At 44.5% G+C, this 19,904-nt stretch carries 16 protein-coding genes; 8 read left to right on the forward strand and 8 right to left on the reverse strand.

Features of this window, described 5'->3' with window-relative positions; genetic code table 11:
* Positions 1-74: 74 nt before the first annotated feature.
* Positions 75-1,580 carry a xanthine dehydrogenase small subunit gene (gene xdhA, locus BLQ60_RS02030; RefSeq protein WP_092615234.1) on the reverse strand — a complete coding sequence of 502 codons (1,506 nt, stop codon included), beginning with the start codon at positions 1,578-1,580 and terminating at the stop codon, positions 75-77.
* 263 nt (positions 1,581-1,843) lie between these two features.
* Between xdhA and BLQ60_RS02035 the strand changes: the two genes are divergently transcribed.
* The 6 genes from BLQ60_RS02035 (at position 1,844) to alr (ending at position 6,802) form a co-directional block, all read left to right on the forward strand.
* Entirely contained in the window at positions 1,844-2,635 is a 792-nt protein-coding gene (locus tag BLQ60_RS02035) for a DUF3142 domain-containing protein (RefSeq protein ID WP_244515931.1), read from the forward strand.
* Positions 2,636-2,803: 168 nt separating this feature from the next.
* Entirely contained in the window at positions 2,804-3,196 is a 393-nt protein-coding gene (rpsF, locus tag BLQ60_RS02040; RefSeq protein WP_092615237.1) for a 30S ribosomal protein S6, read from the forward strand.
* An 11-nt stretch (positions 3,197-3,207) separates the two neighbouring features.
* The gene (gene rpsR, locus BLQ60_RS02045; RefSeq protein ID WP_092615240.1) at positions 3,208-3,435 is read left to right on the forward strand and encodes a 30S ribosomal protein S18; all 228 of its coding nucleotides are present in this window, start codon (positions 3,208-3,210) and stop codon (positions 3,433-3,435) included.
* Positions 3,436-3,443: 8 nt separating this feature from the next.
* Positions 3,444-3,890, forward strand: a complete 447-nt coding sequence (rplI, locus tag BLQ60_RS02050; protein ID WP_092615243.1) for a 50S ribosomal protein L9 — start codon at positions 3,444-3,446, stop codon at positions 3,888-3,890.
* A gap of 301 nt (positions 3,891-4,191) precedes the next feature.
* A complete protein-coding gene (gene dnaB / locus BLQ60_RS02055) occupies positions 4,192-5,631 on the forward strand; it encodes a replicative DNA helicase (protein ID WP_092615246.1) in 1,440 nt (479 codons plus the stop codon).
* 88 nt (positions 5,632-5,719) lie between these two features.
* Complete coding sequence (gene alr, locus BLQ60_RS02060; protein ID WP_092615249.1) at positions 5,720-6,802, forward strand: alanine racemase; 1,083 nt, start codon at positions 5,720-5,722, stop codon at positions 6,800-6,802.
* A gap of 47 nt (positions 6,803-6,849) precedes the next feature.
* Here alr and BLQ60_RS02065 read toward each other — a convergent pair whose 3' ends face one another.
* The gene (locus BLQ60_RS02065) at positions 6,850-7,374 is read right to left on the reverse strand and encodes a hypothetical protein (RefSeq protein ID WP_092615252.1); all 525 of its coding nucleotides are present in this window, start codon (positions 7,372-7,374) and stop codon (positions 6,850-6,852) included.
* 154 nt (positions 7,375-7,528) lie between these two features.
* On the opposite strand from BLQ60_RS02065, the gene BLQ60_RS02070 reads away from it, so the two are divergent.
* Both BLQ60_RS02070 and gcvH read left to right on the forward strand, forming a co-directional pair.
* Positions 7,529-8,440 carry a bestrophin family protein gene (locus BLQ60_RS02070; RefSeq protein ID WP_092615255.1) on the forward strand — a complete coding sequence of 304 codons (912 nt, stop codon included), beginning with the start codon at positions 7,529-7,531 and terminating at the stop codon, positions 8,438-8,440.
* A 153-nt stretch (positions 8,441-8,593) separates the two neighbouring features.
* On the forward strand, positions 8,594-8,968 hold the full coding sequence (gene gcvH / locus BLQ60_RS02075) for a glycine cleavage system protein GcvH (protein ID WP_092615258.1): 375 nt from the start codon (positions 8,594-8,596) through the stop codon (positions 8,966-8,968).
* A gap of 119 nt (positions 8,969-9,087) precedes the next feature.
* On the opposite strand, the gene BLQ60_RS02080 is transcribed toward gcvH, so the two are convergent.
* From BLQ60_RS02080 to BLQ60_RS02105, 6 genes are all read right to left on the reverse strand, one after another.
* Complete coding sequence (locus BLQ60_RS02080) at positions 9,088-10,341, reverse strand: NADH:flavin oxidoreductase/NADH oxidase family protein (RefSeq protein ID WP_092615261.1); 1,254 nt, start codon at positions 10,339-10,341, stop codon at positions 9,088-9,090.
* A gap of 157 nt (positions 10,342-10,498) precedes the next feature.
* Positions 10,499-12,187 (reverse strand): ABC transporter ATP-binding protein, encoded by a 1,689-nt coding sequence (locus BLQ60_RS02085; RefSeq protein ID WP_092615265.1) that lies wholly within the window; start codon positions 12,185-12,187, stop codon positions 10,499-10,501.
* Positions 12,188-12,199: 12 nt separating this feature from the next.
* Complete coding sequence (locus tag BLQ60_RS02090; RefSeq protein WP_092615268.1) at positions 12,200-13,213, reverse strand: ABC transporter permease; 1,014 nt, start codon at positions 13,211-13,213, stop codon at positions 12,200-12,202.
* Positions 13,213-14,280: a microcin C ABC transporter permease YejB gene (locus BLQ60_RS02095; protein ID WP_092615271.1), complete on the reverse strand. Its 1,068-nt coding sequence runs from the start codon at positions 14,278-14,280 to the stop codon at positions 13,213-13,215. Before BLQ60_RS02095 ends, BLQ60_RS02090 begins: the two co-directional genes overlap by 1 nt.
* A 32-nt stretch (positions 14,281-14,312) precedes the next feature.
* On the reverse strand, positions 14,313-16,172 hold the full coding sequence (locus tag BLQ60_RS02100) for an extracellular solute-binding protein (protein WP_092615274.1): 1,860 nt from the start codon (positions 16,170-16,172) through the stop codon (positions 14,313-14,315).
* A 232-nt stretch (positions 16,173-16,404) separates the two neighbouring features.
* Entirely contained in the window at positions 16,405-19,680 is a 3,276-nt protein-coding gene (locus BLQ60_RS02105) for a lytic transglycosylase (RefSeq protein WP_092616014.1), read from the reverse strand.
* Positions 19,681-19,904: the final 224 nt, after the last annotated feature.

Raw genomic sequence — 19,904 nt, forward strand, 5'->3', positions numbered from 1 at the left:
GTATTGCTCCCCACTCATAACCCCACTCATAACCCCACTCATAACCCCACTCATAACCCCAATCATAGCCACGCCTACAACGCCACAACGGCGATCAAATCCTCAACACGAGTCATGGATTGCGCCTGTACTTTTTCGAGATAGAAGCGTTGTAAACAATTTTTTGCCACCTGCAAACGATATGCGCTACTGGCTCGACCGTCACTTAATGGCTGAAAATCCTGTTCAAGGGCATGCTGTGCCTGTGTCATTCGCTCCATTGTAAGTGGCTGACCACGTAATACATTTTCGGCATGCTGTGCTCGTTTGGGAATCGCAGCCATTCCACCAAATGCGATTTTGACCGATTGCACCACGTTATGCTCATCTAGCTCACAACTGATCGCAGCACAAACCGCAGAAATATCCTGCTCAAAACGTTTGGATATTTTATAGGTGGCAAATTTGAAATATGCAGTGTCAGAGCTTTGATGCAATGGAATTAAAATCGCTTCAATAAATTCGCCCGATTGCAGTGCCGTTTTTTGATAATCCAGATAAAAATCACACAAGTCGATTTCTCGAGTCTGCTCGCCACAACGTAGCCTTAAGCGACTATCTAAGGTCAATAATGCTGGCATCGAATCGCCAATCGGTGAGCCGTTGGCAATATTTCCGCCGAGCGTGCCTGCATTTTTGATCGGCATCGAGGCAAAACGGCGCTGTAATTCTGCAAAATCAGGATAAAAGCTGGAGATCTTTGATAAGGCATCCGTCAAGCTGACATTTGCACCAATTTCTAATTGATCGTTGATGATATGCATCTGTTTCAGCGCTGTGACTTGACCAATATAAAGCATATCTCCCAAATCTCGTCCGAGCTTGGTCACCCAAAGCCCGACGTCGGTACTGCCTGCGATGAGCCGTGCTTGTGGATAGTGCTGACGCAAGGTAGCACATTCCGCTAAGGTTTTCGGTGCAAAAAAGTGTTGTCCATGCTCTTCTAGATGTAACGATGGCAAGGCTTCAATCTCTTTTAATATTTCAATGACTTTTTCACGTTCAAGGGCAATGCGTGGATAGTGATACGCCTGTTGTGCTGCATCTAAAATCGGACGATACCCCGTGCAACGACACAGATTGCCCGAAAGATAGTCACTGATTTGATCTTTGCTTGGTGCTTGTATTTCATTTTCGTACATCGACCATAAGGACATGATAAAGCCTGGGGTACAAAAGCCACATTGCGAACCATGATGATCCACCATCGCCTGTTGCACAGGATGCAAATCTGCATCCGTACCCAGTGTCAACGCTTTCAAATCTTCGACTGTAAATAGCGCTTTGCCATCCAAGGTGGCTAGAAACTGAATACAGGCATTGACACTGCGCAGTTGCAGTTGATCCTCGACCAATTCACCAACCACCACCGTACACGCACCACAGTCTCCTTCTGCACAGCCTTCTTTGGTGCCTGTCTGACGGGTTTTATTCTCCGAAATATATTCACGTAGATACTGCAACACGGTCATGCTTGGTGAAAAGTTTTCTAGATGCTGGCGTTGTCCTCGAAAATAAAATGTGACAGGACGTACTGACATTTTCTATCCTTTATTGATGTGTAGCTTAATCATTTAAACCTAGCAATTCCAATGCCACTTTGATGACAATGGATCATCAAACGTATAAATATTCCGCAAAACCTGCAGAACGGATCATGTTCAGTTTCTGTTACAATCCAAATACTAAGGCGCTATAGCGATACGAAAACCGCCACTTCACATCCACAAAAATCATGTTTTGGTAGTGCTTGATCTTGAACAGTTTTAGCTTGAAAAATCCGACCAATAATTCTCGACAGCGCATGCCACGGAAACCGCTTTATACTGCTTTGGCAAGCATGATCATGCTCTGTGGATGTACAGCGGAAAATGATGCACCGCCCCATGTTCAATCTCAACACACCGCTGAATCTGCACAAAACAATAAGCAAAATTCGACTGGCATGATCAATCCAGCGCACTATCAGGAGTTTTGGCTGTGGGGCAATATTGCACATCGTACCTATCTCGATCAGGCGAAACAACTCTATATATTGCAAGGTGAAGTCGCTCTGCTTGCCAACGAGAATAGCCAAATTGATGTACAAGGCATGTCACCCCGACAGCTTGACCAGCCGATCTGGATCGTATTTCGAAGCACACATATCAATTGGACGACAGATGATATACAGCACATTTTGCGCAATCTCGAATTGTGGAAAAAACGTGGCAATCAGGTGGTTGGCTTGCAAGTCGACTTTGACAGTGGCAGTAAAAATCTCTACCACTACGCCAGTTTTCTCAAACAACTGCGCCAACAGCTTCCAGCTGAATATCGGCTGAGCATCACAGGGTTACTCGACTGGGTAAATTATCAATCCCCCCAAACCATTGACTTATTAAACCAAAGCATTGACGAGGTGGTGCTCCAGACCTACCAACAACGGCATAGCATTGCCAATAGCCACGCCTATCTTCCGCAGTTAAAACGGCTCAAAGTGCCATTTAAAATCGGCTTGGTTGAACACGGACAAATGCCAAATTTACAAGGTATTGAACAATCAGCATATTTTCGGGGTTATATTATTTTTCTACTACCAGAATATAATCCATGATCAATCTTGTATTTTTAGCCTGAACACAGTAAAATCTGCGCTTCGCAATTTGCGACGTCGTCTTGGCTCGAGGATTAACCTTGAATTTAAGCGATGACTCCTTGCTTCTAAGCGTTTAAAAAATTATTTTGAACGGATTAGGGGCTGTTTAAACCGTAAGGAGCTGACATGCGTCACTACGAAATCGTACTTCTGGTACATCCAGATCAAAGCGATCAAGTTGTTGGTATGGTTGAACGCTATATCGCACAGATCAAAGAAGCTGGTGGTCAAATCCACCGTCTAGAAGATTGGGGCCGTCGCCAATTGGCTTACCCAATTAACAAAATTCACAAAGCGCACTACATTTTGATGAATGTTGAATGTGGTCAAACAACGCTTGACGAATTAGAGGAATTGTTCCGTTACAACGATGCAATCATCCGTAACTTGATCATCCGTCGTGAAGAAGCAATTACTGAAGAATCTTTACTCGCTAAAAGTGCTGAAGAAAAGCGTGCACGTAAAGCGCAACGTGAAGAAACTCAGTCTGCGAATCAAGACGAAACTGCTGAAGGATAAGGAGAACACACATGGCACGTTTTTACCGTCGTCGTAAGTTCTGCCGCTTCACAGCTGAGAACGTTACATACATCGACTACAAAGATATCGATACCCTAAAACAGTACATCACTGAAAACGGCAAGATTGTTCCTAGCCGTATCACTGGTACTCGTGCTCGTTATCAACGTCAATTGGCGCTTGCGATCAAACAAGCTCGCTATTTGTCTTTGATTCCATACACTGACAACCATAAGTGAGGTGAGCTGTGGACGTTATTTTATTACAACGTATTGTTAACCTTGGGAAACTTGGCGACAAAGTATCAGTAAAAGCTGGTTACGGTCGTAACTTCTTGATTCCTCAAGGTAAAGCTGTTGCTGCAACTGAAGCAAATACTGCTGCATTTGAAGCACGTCGTGCAGAACTTGAGAAGCAAGAAGCTGAAGTATTGGCTGCTGCTCAAGCACGTGCAGATCAATTGAACGAAGTCAATATCGTCATCACTGCGAAAGCAGGTGATGAAGGTAAATTGTTCGGTTCAATCGGTACTCGTGATATCGCTGATGCCTTGACAGCTGCTGGTCTTGAAGTGGATCGTGCTGAAATCCGCTTACCAAATGGCGCACTTCGTCATACTGGTGAGTTCCATATTTCAGTTCAATTGCACCACGACGTGACTGCTGAAATCTTGGTGACTGTTGTTTCTGAATAATTCATTATTCTGAGGCGATAGACCAAAAAAGACATATGCTTGCATATGTCTTTTTTTTGTCCGTGTTTTTGTGAATCATGACTAGAATCTACGATGAAAATTTATGATCTGGTGCGTTACAGAAAATTATGATCTATCTTTCCAGCACTTAGCCAATTCACACGCCAACTTTCTATTTTTTGCACACCCTCACCGTCCGCTTAGCCCACTTTAGTGCTAAAATCTCTGCGCAATCTGATGGATGAACGCCTCTGTATTGTGATTTTTTCATTGATATTTAAGTAAATAGGCACGTGGCACTATGTCAGCAACGGACTCCACCTCAAAAAAATCTAAAAAAACAGCGACCAGCGAAATTTCGGAAAATAATCCCAATCTGCGTACCCCACCGCACAACCTCACTATGGAACAAGCGGTTTTAGCGGCATTGATGACCGTTGCTGAGTCGTGGGAAAGTGTTGCTGATGTATTGCTTGAGGGCGATTTCTATGCGACTCGTCACCGCCATATCTTCCATGCCATCAAAAAACTGGCTGATTCCAATCAACCCTATGATGCGGTGATGGTCAATGACTGGCTCACCAACCAACATATGCTCGAAGATGCGGGTGGCGAAGCCTACCTGATGCAATTGCTTGCGGAATCCCCGCCCTCGCTGTTTAACTTGACAGCCTATGCCGAAAAAGTCAAAGAAACTGCGACCTTACGCCATATGATTACAGTGGGTAATGACATCCTCCGTGTCGCTTACGATCCCAAAGGTCAAAGTGTCCGTGATCTGTTAGACCATGCTGAAACCAATATTTTTAAACTCGCTGAACAGCATAACAACCGCCAAAGCCAATCAGGTCCACAATCCATTAGTGAGGTTACTGCAAAAGTCGTGACCAAACTGGATGAATTGTCAAAAATGGATGGCAATATCACAGGGCTGACCACAGGCTTTTTGGAACTCGACAATAAAACCTATGGTATGCAACCCGGTGACTTGATCATTGTTGCCGCTCGACCATCGATGGGGAAAACCACCTTTGCCATGAATTTGGTGGAAAGCGTCATTTTTAACTGTGACCTACCCGCTCTGGTCTATTCGATGGAGATGCCAGCCGATTCGATTGCCATGCGTCTGATTTCAGCTTTTGGGCGGATCAATCAAGGGCATTTGCGTGCAGGTAATCTAGATGCTGACGAATGGTCAAAAGTCACCAGCAGTATGGTTCATCTCCAGCAAAAGCATCTGTATATCGATGATTCATCTGCACTACCACCAACGGAGGTGCGTGCTCGAGCACGTCGTATTGCCAAGCAACATGGTGGCAAACTTGGCTGTATCATGGTCGATTATCTACAGCTCATGAAAGTCCCTGGGCTTGGCGATAACCGTGTGGCAGAGATTTCAGAGATTTCTCGAAGCCTGAAAGCCTTAGCCAAAGAGATGAATTGTCCTGTAATTGCCTTATCTCAGCTCAACCGAAGTCTGGAGAATAGACCGAATAAGCGCCCTGTCATGTCGGATTTGCGTGAGTCGGGTGCGATCGAGCAAGATGCGGATTTGATTATGTTTATTTACCGTGATGAGGTCTATAATAAAGAGTCCAAAGAAGCGGGAACCGCTGAAATCATTATCGGTAAACAGCGTAATGGTCCGATTGGTACGGTGCGTCTGGCGTTTGAAGGACAATACACTCGATTTAGTAATCTCTCTCCAGAGTTCTATAGTCAATTCCAAGACGATGAATAATTCTGTAATGTATTGATCGGCAATCTGTTTGCCGATATTGCCATGATCTGGATTTTTCTTTGCAATCATTATTTCTAAGGAGTTCACGGTGCGTCACGCATGTATCCGTATTCGCAAATCGGCACTAAAGCACAACTTCAACCGTGTTAAACAGCTTGCACCACAGAGCAAGGTGGTGTGTATGGTCAAAGCCAATGCTTATGGCATCGGTGTACAGCCTGCGGTCGAAGCCTTTGCCGAGGCAGATGCTTTTGGTGTAGCAACTCTTGCGGAAGCCTTAGAAATACGTGCGCTTGGCAATCAAAAAGCAATTACCTTAATTGAAGGTATTGTTGAAGCCGATGAAATGAATGTGGTGCTAGAACACAAACTCGAATGTGTGATTCACCATCACACACAACTCGACTGGTTATTGGCGCACAAAGCAGATTATCAACGCTTAGGCTTAAAGGTTTGGGTCAAACTCAATAGCGGGATGAACCGTTTGGGTTTTAAAGTGGATGAAATAATACCCGTAATCCATCAGCTTAAAAATGAAGGTTTTCATTGTGTGCTTGCCATGCACTTTGCCAATGCCGATGTACCTGATCATCCGATGAATCAACAGCAGATTGACCAGCTATTACAGGTGAAACATGCCTGTGCGCCGATTGAAGTGTCATGTTGCAACTCAGCAGCGATTATTAATTGGGCAGATTTGCATTCAGATTATGTACGTCCTGGCATTATGCTCTATGGTGCTTCACCGTTTGCGGATCGCAGTGCGTCATCTCTGGATTTAGCAGTAGTCATGCAGTTTGAAGCAAAAATCATCGCCATCAACCCGATTAAATCAGGCGAATATGTCGGTTATGGTGCAAGCTATCGTGCCGAACAGAATATGACCATCGCTGTGGTCTCGATTGGTTATGGTGACGGTTATCCACGTAGTCTCTTTAGCCAAAACCATGTAGCAATCTCAGGAAAAAAAGTACCTGTGGTCGGTCGCGTCAGTATGGATATGATCACCATTGATATTTCTGCGATGAAAGATCAGGTGAAGCTCGGTGACGTGGTTGAGCTTTGGGGAGATACTCAGACTGTGGATGAAGTTGCACAGTGTAATCAGTCGATTGGTTATGAGCTCATGTGTCGACTCAGTAAACGCCCAAAAATCGTGATTGAAGATTAATTTTTGGGTTTTAGGTTTAGCTTTTAGTATTAGATTTTGGATGCCGATCACTTTGGACAATGATGACGTGCTTCATCCAACTTCCATGCAGACCAACTGTCGTACCAATTACCATACCAAATACATGCACCTTTGGGAAAATCACGCTGATGTAATACAAACGAGGTCTTTGGGCGATCATTTGCGCTGATTTTGACCATGATCTTGTGTTGTTTTACTTCTGTGCATTGTGTGCTGTTGGCATCAGGAGTCAATACTTTTCCTGCGATACTGATTTTAAAGTGTTGTCCAATCGCTTGATCACGTGGATCATGATTGAGCTGTAACTTTGGCGTAGTCACTGAGCTTGTTAAGTCTGTCGGATTGGTCTCATCCGATGGATTTGCTGTATCGCTCGACTGCATCTTATTCACTTGCTTGCCAAAACTGCTATTTGGTGCGATACACACAGGAATTGCCCAGCTCATTGAGCTCATGCACATCGCAAAAATACTCGTCACATAAACGATTAATTGCGATGCCTTATTTTGATGAGATGGTTGGTATCGTGGTTTTTTTTGATCCATATTCATTCGATTGCACCTCCTGACGTTTGTTTTATGCTGAACCTTTTTGGCTAATTTGTCTACGAAATACAACTCATCCATGTGCAAGGGAAAATGACTGAGCTTGCACACTTGACTAAAGTTATGAAACACTATTGCTGTTTGAAATACAGGTAAGCCCATGATTGTTCGTGATAAAAATAACAGTTTTATGCTACTTTTTGCGTGGTCGGGCACGATTTTACCGAGTGTCTTACCTGCACTATTGATCGTGGTGTTCCTGTCAAGTTTCTTGGTCTATTTATCGACGCATCATTATGTTTCAGTGCCTGCCGTACCTGCGATCGGCTTTACGATTTTTGGGATTATCTTGTCGATCTTTCTTAGTTTTCGCAATACCGCATGCTATGAGCGTTGGTGGGAAGGTCGCAAATTGTGGGGCGCATTGATCGCCTACACTCGACATATTGCACGTGATTCTCATGTATTGACTGATCAACGCCGTAATGTGCTGATGTATCGCATCATGTTATTTACGCATTTATTACGTGATCGTTTGCGTATGCAAAATCATCCGCTGGATTTTTATCAAGACCAATCCAATTTTTCACTGCTTGAATTGCAACAGTTTCCGCAAAAACTCAATGCTGCGCAATTCTGTCTTGAAGCCATCCAAAAAGATTTAGTACAAGCGCTCAAGCAAGGTGAGATTTCCGATATTATTTATCAACATTTAAATCAGCACATGGTCGAACTCGGCAATATCCAAGCGGGCTGTGATCGCATCCTCAGCACCCCTTTGCCCTTTTCTTATTCGGTGTTGTTGCATCGTACGGTGTATTGTTTTTGCTTTATTTTACCGTTTAGTCTTGAAACCAGCCTAGGGATTTGGACACCGATTATAGTGGCATTGATCGCCTATTTATTTTTAGGCTTGGATGCACTCAGCGCTCAGCTTGAGGAACCGTTCGGCTTACAAGAAAATGATTTACCGTTGGATGCAATCGTACGTTCAATCGAACGAGAAATGCTGGACTCTCTCGGTGTGGATATTCCACCTGCGGTACAGCCTGTACGCAGTAATTTAAGCTAATGTCTTGTCGCACAGGCAACACTTTTCGGTCGATCTAGCTGACCACTTGGTGAAAGAATCGCTTTGCAATTTTTGCCAAACACGGTATAACTCTGCTCTAAGCAACTTGCCAAGCATTGATTTCACCTATTTTTGAAAACTTAAGGGAACATTATGAACCATCCAGAAGATTTACGTTATGCCAGCACTCATGAATGGGTTCGTGTAGAGGGTGACATTGTCATTACAGGGATCAGCGATCATGCGCAAGATGCTTTGGGTGATTTGGTCTATGTCGAAGCGCCAGAAGTCGGTGATACCGTCACCGCAGGCGAACAAGCAGGTATCGTTGAATCAGTCAAAACAGCATCGGATATTCATGCACCTGTGTCTGGTGAAGTGATCGAAGTGAATACTGCGCTCGAAGATGACCCTGAAATCGTCAATGAAGACCCTTATAACAAAGGTTGGATTTACAAGATCAAAGCAGACAATATTGCAGATGTTGAGGCATTGCTGAGCAGTGTAGATTATGAGGCGGGGTTGTAAATTCGTAACTCCTAGACGAGTCTGATCGTTTCACGAGTAAAAAAAACACGTTGTCGTATAACAACGTGTTTTTTTGATTTTAATTTCTAAACTCAAACTGTTAAAAGCCAATTTAAAAATTAAGCCGATTTGCGTGAGTTCAGTTTGCCAGTCAAAACTGTCTTTAAATTACGACGTGAATAGTTAAATAACACTTTCAGTGGTGATAAGTTTGGATTGGGTTGTTTGCCGTCAGCGATGCTTTTAAATTGTGCGGCGTACCACACCACTTCCATAATCGACATTTTATCCAAGGCTTTGATGCCCGTTTTGATCGGCTTGGTCGCATAGCGAATGTCTTGACCCGCAAGCAGTTGATTGGATAAATATGGCTCGACCGCAAATGGACGAGCAATCCCAACAAAGTCACATGCACCACTTGCCAGTGCATCATTCATGCCTTTGACTGTACGGAAGCCGCCAGTCACCATCAGAGGACAGCTGACATGCTCACGAATGGTTTCTGCAAATTCTAAGAAATATGCCTCACGTGCAATGGTGCTTTCTTTGCGCTGTTTGGCTTTGGCACCCGCCATCGCTGGCGCTTCATAAGTACCGCCTGAGATTTCAATCAAATCCATCCCTGCCTCGGCAACAGCTTTTGCCACATTAATGGCATCTTCTTCGCTAAAGCCACCACGTTGAAAATCCGCTGAGTTCATTTTTACTGCAATGATAAAGTCATCACCCGTCTGTTGACGCACTTCTTTATAGATCTCAAGCAGGAAGCGCATACGGTTTTCAATACTTCCGCCCCACTGATCTTGGCGTTGATTGGTCAGTGGCGATAAAAATTGGCTAATCAAATAACCATGCGCACCATGCAATTGCACCCCTTCAAAACCTGCTTTCTTGGCAAGACGAGCCGACTCACCGAAACGACGAATAATATCGAGAATCTCAACTTCACTCAGCGCACGTGGTGTCCCAAAAGTCGCTGATAATGATGAACTAAAAGGCACAGCCGAAGGTGCAACCGTTTCTTTGTTCAAACCACGTGGACACTGACGACCTGGGTGCGACAGTTGGATGAGTTGCACCATACCGTGACGCTTGCCAACCTCTGCCCATTGTTTCATCAAGGTCAAATCACGCTCATTTTCAAGCACCACCACACCCGGTTCATTTTTAGCACGGGCATCGACCATGACATTGCCTGTGATCGCACAGCCCAAACCACCTTTGCCCCAAACATCATACAGCGACACGAGGTCTTGATTGGGTTGCCCTGCATCATTAGCGAGCGCCTCACTCATCGCACCTTTAATAATACGGTTTTTAAACTCGATACCACGAATAGTTAAACGGTCTTGCAGCTGAACTTGCGTGCTCATGGGAAATCCTTTTTAAAAATATATGATTGAATACTGACAATATGCTGTGTCAAAAATTACATTTATGCAGAAATAAAGTCAATATCAAATCAAGACCCTGCCTTGAACGTCAGCGTCACATATCTGTTGCAACGCTCAAAAAGCACACCGCTTGTTTTTAATTGGTCAACAAACTCGCTTGCAGCAAGGCTTTGGTGTAATCCGTTTGCGGATTGGCAAACAGTTGATTTGTTTCTTGAAACTCGACCACTTTGCCATGATGTAACACTAAAATCCGCTGTGACAACGCACGCACCACCGCCAAATCATGACTAATAAATAAATAGCTCAAGTTCATCTGCGCTTGTAAATCTCGTAACAATTTCACCATCGCACGTTGCGTGGTTCGATCTAGCGCAGACGTTGGCTCATCCAAAATAATCAGCTTCGGCTCAAGGATCAGCGCACGTGCCAAAGACACTCGTTGCCGTTGACCACCTGATAACGCATGCGGATAACGCTCGGCAAACTCTGTCGGCAAGTCAACTTGGGTTAATACTTGTGCCACACGTTGTTGAATCTCTGACTTGGCTAAACCTTGAATTTCCAGACCTTCGCCAATGATCTGCCCCACACTCAAGCGAGGATTCAGACTACTAAACGGATCTTGGAACACGATTTGGAATTGATGGCGATATGGGCGCAGTTTCTTTTCGGAGAGTTGATCGAGTTGCAATTCATCGAGTTGAATCCGCCCTTCACTGTCGATCAAACGAGCAATGGCGAGTGCCAATGAGGTTTTACCCGAGCCACTTTCTCCAACGATGCCGATACATTCACCTTGTTTGAGTTGCAATGACAATGGCTCGACTGCCACCACATAATCTTTTACTCGATTCAGCAAACCTGCTTTAATCGGGAAACGGACTTGTACATCATTCAACGTCAGCACGGTGTGTTCATTTGCAGTTTCTAGCGCTGTACCAAAGTCGTGATCGAGTAAATTTTGCGTATATTCATCTTGCGGATTGGCGAAAATTTCCGCTGTGGCACCTTGTTCTTTGACTTGTCCTTTTTGCATCACGATCACTTGATCAGAATAGCGTCCAATGAGTTTTAAGTCATGACTAATCAAAATCATTGCCATCTGACGCTTTTCCTGCAAATCTTTCAGCAATTTCAGCACTTGTTCTTGCAGGGTGACATCCAGTGCCGTTGTCGGCTCATCAGCAATGAGAATCGCAGGATTTTGCGCCAATGCCATGGCAATCATCACCCGTTGCCGTTGTCCGCCAGAGAGCTCATGTGGGAAGCGACGTAACTTTTGTTCAGGTTCTTTAATCCCAACATCGGTGAGTAATGCTAAAACTCGCTCACGCACTTCTGCTTTAGATAAACCACGCAGATGTAAAATTTCTCCGACCAATTTTTCTACACGATGCAAAGGATTCAGTGCGGTCATTGGCTCTTGGAAAATCATGGCAATATCTCGACCACGAATCTGTTGTAGCTGTTTATCATTCAATTGCAGGAGATTTTTACTGTGAGAAAAGTCCGCCTGATGCAAATTCACTTTGCCTGTGACGTTCAGTTGATCAGGCAATAAACCAATCATGGCAAGGCTACTGATAGATTTCCCCGAGCCACTTTCGCCGACTAAGGCAATGGTTTCACCTGCATGCAGTTGTAAGTTTAAATCCTCAACTAAGGTCTGCGTTTGCTTGCCCTGCTTTGTTTGAATGGTGAGTTGTTGCACATCGAGTAGTAGCACACGATTGTCTGTCTTTAGCTCATTATTTTTAAAATCATTACTTTTAAGATCGTCTTGTTTTAAATCATCACGATTCGCTTCAGTTGTATTTGTCATGCGATGAAGTCCTCAGTGCTGTCTTGGGTCGAATGCGTCACGTGTCGCTTCACCGATATAAATCAGCAATGACAACACAATCGCCAATGTCGCAAAACCTGAAATCGCAAGCCACGGTGCATCTAAATAAGTTTTACCCTGTTCCAGCAATTGCCCGAGTGATGCACTATCAGGTGGCAAGCCATAACCCAAGAAATCCAATGCCGTCAATGCCGTAATATTCGCCGTCAAAATAAACGGTAGCTGTGACATGGTCGAACTCAGTGCATTCGGTAAAATATGCCGAAAAATAATCTTTCGATCAGACACACCGAGCGCACGCGCCGAACGCACATAGTCAAAATTCCGTGCGCGTAAAAACTCTGCACGCACCAAACCCACCAGCGCCGTCCAACCAAAAAACAGCATGATCGCAAACAGCCAATACACGCTCGGGCTAAACATACTAACCAGAATAATCACCATAAATAGCACAGGTAATCCGCCCCACACTTCAAGGACACGTTGCCCAAGCAGATCAATCCAACCACCGTAATAACCTTGAATCGCACCTACTGCAATACCGAGAACCGCCGATGCAGCCGTCAGACAAATCCCAAACAATAAGCAAATGCGTAAACCATAAATGATCAGCGCCAAGACATCGCGCCCTTGCTCATCCGTGCCGAGCCAATTTTGACTGGTTGGCGCAGATGGTACAGGCACAGTCAAATCCATATTTGGACTTTCGGCAGAAAATGGAATTACGGGATTGAGCATCCAACCATCAGATAAAATCAAGTTCTGCACCACAGGATCTTTATAGTCCGCTTCGGTTTCAAACACGCCGCCAAATGTGGTTTCGGGATAGTGCTTAATCACAGGGAAATACAGATCACTTTTGTAGGACACCACGATCGGCTTATCATTGGCAACCAGTTCGGCGCAGAGCGAAATGCCAAAAATAATGCCAAAGGCAATCAAACAAAACATACCGAGTTTATTTTTCTTAAAGCGAGCCCAACGCTGTTGCATCAGTGGTGACATTATTTCGCTCCTCGTGTTTCAAAGTCGATTCGAGGATCAATCACTTGATACATCACATCACTAATCAAACGCAAAACCAAACCAAGCAAAGTAAACAAAAACAACGTGCCAAAAATCACAGGATAATCACGTTGTGTAATCGCTTCAAAGCCAAGTAGTCCAATACCATCAAGATTAAAAATAATCTCGATAAATAAATTGCCAACAAAGAAAATACCGATCAGCGCCTCAGGCAAACCCGCAATCACGATCAACATCGCATTGCGAAATACATGACCATACAACACCCGATTTTCACTTAAACCTTTGGCACGGGCAGCAAGCACATATTGTCGATTCAGCTCTTCCATAAAGGAATACTTTGTTAGATAAGTTAATCCTGCAAAACCACCTAAAACCATGGTGAGTAGTGGCAATGCCATATGCCAAAAATAATCTTTAATTTTGGCAAAAAAACCAAGTTGTGCAAAATTCTCAGAGACTAAACCTTGCAGCGGAAACCATTGCCAATAACTGCCGCCTGCAAAAAATACCAGTAGTAAAACACCAAAAGCAAAGGTCGGAATCGCATAGCCCACTGCAAGTAATAGTGAGGTACTTTTATCAAAAACCATACCATGCTGTTTGGCTTTTTTAATCCCAAGAGGAATGGAGACCAAATAAATCAGCAAGGTACTCCACAGCCCAAGTGAAATGGTGACAGGCAATTTTTCATAAAGGAGCTGGGTCACAGGTTTGTCTTTAAAAAAACTGGTACCAAAATCAAAGGTCAAATAGCCTTTAAGCATCAGCCAAAAGCGTTCATAGGCAGGTTTGTCGAAGCCATATTGACGTTTGATTTCTTCGACCATTTCAGGGCTTAAACCACGTGCACCTTGATAGTTGCTATCGACAGAGACGGTTTCTGCGCCGCCTTGACGTCCGATACCTTGCATATTTTCCGCTTGTTGAATGGCTTGTTCGACAGGTCCGCCAGGAGCAATTTGCACAATGGCAAAGTTGATCAGCAAAATCAAAAATAGCGTCGGAATAATCAGTAACAGCCGTTTTAAAATATAAGTCGTCATGGGCTTTTCCTTAGATTTCTTTTTGCGTGCTGTTAAGATTGACCTTGGATATAACGCTGCACTGTTTTCGCTTTTTCTGCATTGATCCACCAATATTGTAGACCGACATTGAGCTTAGGCGAACGTTTTGGCTGTTCAAACATATCCCACACCGCATACCACTCGCTACCTTTGCCGTAGCTGAGAATATAGTAATAGCCAGCCCGAAGCAGGCGATCGAGTACCCGTGTATTAGTGACCAGTTGCTCACGATTGGGCGAACGAATCAATCGCTCAACCACCGCATCGACCGCAGGATTTTTAATCCCTGCCAGATTGTAGTTACCGACCGCATCAGCAGCTGCACTGCTCCAAAATTGCGCTTGTTCATTACCTGGATTGAGCGACTGTGGCAAAATCGACGTGGTAAGTTCAAAATCATAATTACGCACACGTTCTAGATATTGCGGGACGTCGACTTGACGCACATCGATCTGAATGCCGAGCTTTTTGGCATTTCGCACAAAAGGCATCAGTGTACGTTGTAATCCATCTTGATGAATTAATAATTCAAAGCGTATCGGCTTGCCTTGTTTATCCAGCAATTGCCCTTTTTGATTCACCTTGTAACCTTGGTTTTGCAACATTTTTCGAGCGACAAGTAAATTAAAGCGATTAAAACCACTGGCATCGGAGACTGGATATTTCCACTCCCGCATCACACCATGCTTGACCAAAGGATGCATGCTTTTCAGATAGGGCTGTAAAACGGTTAACTCTGCGGATGACGGTTTGCCTTTGGCTTCAAGCTCACTATTATCAAAAAAACTTTGCAAGCGCTGGTATTGTCCATAAAACAGCGCCTTATTCATCCATTCAAAATCATAGGCATAGCTCAGCGCCTGACGGAAATAAATGTCATTCAACGGCTTTTTGCGTGAATTCAGTGCAATGTTTTGTGTAGGGATCGGATTTTGATGATGAAAATCAATTTTTTTAATCAGTCCCCGCTTCACCGCATTAAAGTCGTATTCGGTGACCCAACGCCGTGCTGTATATTCGGTATGCGCGGTGTATTGCCCTGTTTTAAAGCCTTCGAAGGCAATATCTAAAGAGCGATAATAGACGTATTTGATGCGATCAAAATTGTAAGCACCTTTATTGACCATGACGTCTTTGCCCCAATAGTTGGGGTTGCGTTTATAGATGATGCTACGCCCGCCTTCGATCCGATCCACCACATAGGGACCACTGCCGAGCGGTGCTTTTAATGTGACTTTGGTGAAGTCTTTGCCTTGCCAATCTTTTTTGGAATAAATCCCCACCGATGAGATGATCAGGGGCATTTCTTTATTGTCTTTGGATTTAAAAATAAATTTTACATCGTATTTTGAAGTGGCTTGAACATCCTCAATATCGGCAAAATAAATCCGTATCCCCGGTGCACCTTCGGTCAGCAATTTTTTAAAGGTAAACACCACATCTTCCGCCGTCAACGCTGAACCATCACTAAACTTGGCACGTGCATCCAGATGAAAAACGGCAGTTTTTGGGTGCTGTGGATCGTAAGTGATGCTTTTGGCAAGCAGTGGGTACATCACCCCTGGCTCGTCCAGCGAACTAGACATCAAGCTATCGTATAGATATTGCACACCTTCTGCGGGTGTACCCTTACCATTGACACTATTAAAATTATCAAAGGTGCCTGTAGCTGGATAAGTAATGATGCCGCCTTTTGGCGCATTGGCATTGGCATAAGGTAAAACCTTAGCATTGGCGTAGGCGGCGTTGGTATCTAAGCTAATGTAATTGAGCGTTTGCACAGCGGCTTGCGTCAGGCTGGCACTGCTCGCATACAGCAATAGACCACACGCAACATATGACACCTGAAATATCTTCAACCGCACCGCCATAAACACTCCTTGTGATTATTTTTATCAAATTTAACTAATTTTAGAAAGCCAAACACATTGCCACTTAGATGGCTAGAACAATCAGCATCACAATCAAAATGCTGATTAGATGACATGCTGATTGGCGTATCAGATTTCGACTTTAAGCTAATTTCGTAAAAAATCAAACCCGAATTACGCTAATATGCGCATAACTGCATTTCTCAGTCGAACGTATCATCATATGCACAAATCAACGATTGGGTACGGTGATGCGTTGTCCAAGTTGCAATTGTGCATTACTTTTCAGATTATTCATCTCTGCCAATTCATCCGTTGAGATGCCATACTTGCGGGCAAGCGCAATCAAGCTATCGCCACGTTGAACCTGATAACTTTGCGTCATTTTCGGTACTTTGAGCTTTTGACCGACACGCAAGCTGGCACGGCTCGATATATTATTCAATCCCGCCAAATCTGTATTGCTGATACCATAGCGATTTGCCAAAGCCGTTAAGGATTCACCTGAACGAACCGTATAACTGTCTGTTGCACCTTGATAACGTGATGTTACTTTATCTTCTGGCTCAGCTTTGGCTTTATCCGTTGCTTTGCTTGTAGAAGAACTGCTTGATGAGGCGCTATTTGATGAAGAGCCACTTGAAATACTTGCATCACCATCCAATTTTAATACCTGTCCACGATACAGCATGGCATTGGTTTCAATGTCATTCATCGCTGCCAAATCTTTGACATATAAGTCAAATTTATCCGCCACACCAATCAAGGTATCACCACTTTGCACTTGATAAGTGCTTGGACGCTTAGACGAGCTATTCGATTTCGCAGATGATTTTTTTGTATCCTCTTGCGCTGGAACTTGTAATTTTTGACCGATAAAAATCTGACTGTTGGTTTTTAAATCATTTAACGCTGCCAAATCCGCTAGGCTGATTTTATGCTTGGTCGCCACACTACTCAGATAATCCCCTGCAACCACGGTATAGCTCATGGTTTGGATATCTGGCTTACTCGGTGTGGACTCGGCAGACTTACTTTGCGTGCTGTTGTCAGTGGCTTTGTTGGATGTTTTTGCTTGTAACTGATCTGCGGGCACTTTGATTTTTTGCCCGACAAACAATCCGCTGGTCGGATTCAGATCGGGATTAATTGCAGCCAATTCAGTCGTGCTCATGGCATAGCGATCTGCGATTTGTTTCAGATATTCACCACGTTTCACCCGATAATCAACGGTTTTAATGCTCGATGTTGCGGTGTTACGGGCTTTGCCTAAATCTGTACTGTCGGCATCATTCTGCTGTGATTTCGCATTAAAATTCTTTGGTTCAACCAAAGTGATACGCTGACCGATGCGTAAGTTGCTGGTTGGGCTGAGATTATTCCAAGCTGCCACTTCTCGTAAATCCAACTGATATTGATTGGCTAAGCCCGTCAAACTATCACCCGCACGCACGGTATAACGCTCTGGGGCTTTTGATTTAGCTGTGCTTTGACTTGCAGTTGCAGTCGGTTTGACATTATACAAATACAATTTGGTGCCGACATAGAGCGGACGATCCGCATTGATTTGGTTCCAGTTGGCAATATCACGCCAGCTCACCCCAAAACGGCTGGCAATAATCGCCAAGGTATCACCCGCTTGTACGGTATAGATTTCACGTTTACCTTTGGGCTGTACCACCACCACTTCATTCGGTGTTTCGATAATTGGTTTATCACGATTACGTGCCACATCCGCTGAGTTTGCTGCAATTTCAGCTTCTGCAACTGCTTTTGGAATCGCATAATTCAGCTCAACCTCTTGACCCGTTTGCTCGGCAATCGACTGGCTACTTTGGATCGCAGTGAGACGGATTTTACCGTCTAATGGATCGACGATCTCAGTACCTTTTGGTGCGATTTTTTCTAGCTCTGCAATGACTTGTTGCTTTTCAGCTTCACTCGGCTGTGGCTCAGCCATACGCTCAACCTGCATCGCTGCTTGCGCCGTTGTAGTTGCAGTCTGTTCGGCTTGCTCAGCCACAATGATTTGCTTCTCAGCTGCCGAGATCGGCGGCTCAGCATTGATTTGTTTTACTGAGGCGCTTGGCGTGATCGACACAGGTAAGCGTGGTGCGCTTGGCACATAAGCACTACTGGCAAAAGTTGCCAATGCATTTGAACCTTGTGGCGTCGATTGCTTATTAAATGCTGGTGAAGCTGCCGCAGTAACCTGACTATTTGAAGTAGACGTATTTGAACCACTGGTGATTTTAATCGAACTATTGTTTGTGCTGTTATTACTTGCAGAATTGGAACGACTCACTTGCGTGGTTAATGCGCCAGAATTTTGCAATTGACTTGGTTGACGAGTCACCAATACTGAGGACGGCGACGATGTAGTGGTATTACTTTTTAACGTCGGCAAAGGCGCAGCGCCACCTGCCCACATGCCACCATAGCCTGAAACGGTTTTCATTTTGGCGATTTTATTGTCGACGCTGGCATTCACTTCATTTGGAATCAAGATACGGTGCGGTGCATACGGGTCGGTATAATTGCCACGGTGTCCCGGATTCAGCGCATAAAGCTCGCCACGACTGACGCCAGAAATTCGTGACAATTCATTCAAATCAATCGCCCCTGGAATATTCACTTCACGAAAGTGCGGACGATTGGCAATGGCAGGCAGTGACACGCCGTATTGGTGTGGATTTTTGATGATTTGTGCCACAGCCAAGAAACGTGGCACATAGTTCATGGTCTCGGTCGGGAGACGCAGTGACCAAAAATCGGTCGATAGTCCTGCGGCTTTATTGCGGTTAATGGCTTGCTGCACACGTCCCGGCCCACCGTTATAGGCGGCAAGTGCAAGCTCCCAAGAACCGAACTGATTGTATAAGCTACTTAAATATTCATAAGCGGCACGGGTCGACTCGACCACATCACGGCGTCCATCATAGAGATCGGTCTGACGTAGACCGTAGATTTTTCCTGTACTTGGGATAAATTGCCACATCCCAGCTGCCGCTGCGCTACTGGTCGCCGCAGGATCGTATGAGCTTTCGATCACAGGTAAGAGTGCCAGCTCAGTTGGAATGCCACGGCGCTCAGCTTCCTTGACGGTGTAATAAATATAACGACTGGCACGTGCACTTAATCGATCTAGATAAGGCTGACGGGTGATGAACCAACTCCGCTGTGCTTCGATGCGTGGATTATAGACATTCAGATTCATCTTAAAGCCAACGGTCATGCGCTTCCAGACATCACCATGACGCAGAATCAATAGTCGGTCACCTTCCACCGCACGCATATCCGTGGCGTAGAGTAAATTTTCTAGCGAATCAAAACTATCTGCATCGAGTAGCTCATCATCTGCCACGCTGGTTTTGTGAACTGAAGATTTTTGTGGTGTCGAACTACAGGCGGTTAATGCACCCAGAGAGGCTAAGGCTGTCGCAATAATAGACAATCGAAAAGAACGGGAAACGACAGATGACCAAGGCATCACGGTGGCATTCAACATAAAACGATCCAAATTATTCATGGCAGTAGATTTGCTATCTCAAAACAAAATATTCTCGACAGCAAAACAAAACTCTATTTATTGACTGGCACAGCGCATCTTGATGTCGATCAAAATCATTCACTTGGGGCAGTCATTCGACTAAAGTCAACACGGCTAAACTCTGCATTGTAGTAAACCGATTGCTGAATACAATGCCCTTTTGTGTAACGCTTCGCCTACAA

The sequence above is a fragment of the Acinetobacter marinus genome, from assembly GCF_900096915.1.
In the GTDB taxonomy this organism is placed as follows: domain Bacteria; phylum Pseudomonadota; class Gammaproteobacteria; order Pseudomonadales; family Moraxellaceae; genus Acinetobacter; species Acinetobacter marinus.

Excerpts from the sequence above, each read along its gene's own strand:
- xdhA (WP_092615234.1), bottom strand. The coding sequence starts at position 1,580 with ATGTCAGTACGTCCTGTCACATTTTATTTTCGAGGACAACGCCAGCAT.
- BLQ60_RS02035 (WP_244515931.1), top strand. The coding sequence starts at position 1,844 with ATGCCACGGAAACCGCTTTATACTGCTTTGGCAAGCATGATCATGCTC.
- rpsF (WP_092615237.1), top strand. The coding sequence starts at position 2,804 with ATGCGTCACTACGAAATCGTACTTCTGGTACATCCAGATCAAAGCGAT.
- rpsR (WP_092615240.1), top strand. The coding sequence starts at position 3,208 with ATGGCACGTTTTTACCGTCGTCGTAAGTTCTGCCGCTTCACAGCTGAG.
- dnaB (WP_092615246.1), top strand. The coding sequence starts at position 4,192 with ATGTCAGCAACGGACTCCACCTCAAAAAAATCTAAAAAAACAGCGACC.
- BLQ60_RS02065 (WP_092615252.1), bottom strand. The coding sequence starts at position 7,374 with ATGAATATGGATCAAAAAAAACCACGATACCAACCATCTCATCAAAAT.
- BLQ60_RS02070 (WP_092615255.1), top strand. The coding sequence starts at position 7,529 with ATGATTGTTCGTGATAAAAATAACAGTTTTATGCTACTTTTTGCGTGG.
- gcvH (WP_092615258.1), top strand. The coding sequence starts at position 8,594 with ATGAACCATCCAGAAGATTTACGTTATGCCAGCACTCATGAATGGGTT.
- BLQ60_RS02080 (WP_092615261.1), bottom strand. The coding sequence starts at position 10,341 with ATGAGCACGCAAGTTCAGCTGCAAGACCGTTTAACTATTCGTGGTATC.
- BLQ60_RS02085 (WP_092615265.1), bottom strand. The coding sequence starts at position 12,187 with ATGACAAATACAACTGAAGCGAATCGTGATGATTTAAAACAAGACGAT.
- BLQ60_RS02090 (WP_092615268.1), bottom strand. The coding sequence starts at position 13,213 with ATGTCACCACTGATGCAACAGCGTTGGGCTCGCTTTAAGAAAAATAAA.
- BLQ60_RS02095 (WP_092615271.1), bottom strand. The coding sequence starts at position 14,280 with ATGACGACTTATATTTTAAAACGGCTGTTACTGATTATTCCGACGCTA.
- BLQ60_RS02100 (WP_092615274.1), bottom strand. The coding sequence starts at position 16,172 with ATGGCGGTGCGGTTGAAGATATTTCAGGTGTCATATGTTGCGTGTGGT.
- BLQ60_RS02105 (WP_092616014.1), bottom strand. The coding sequence starts at position 19,680 with ATGTTGAATGCCACCGTGATGCCTTGGTCATCTGTCGTTTCCCGTTCT.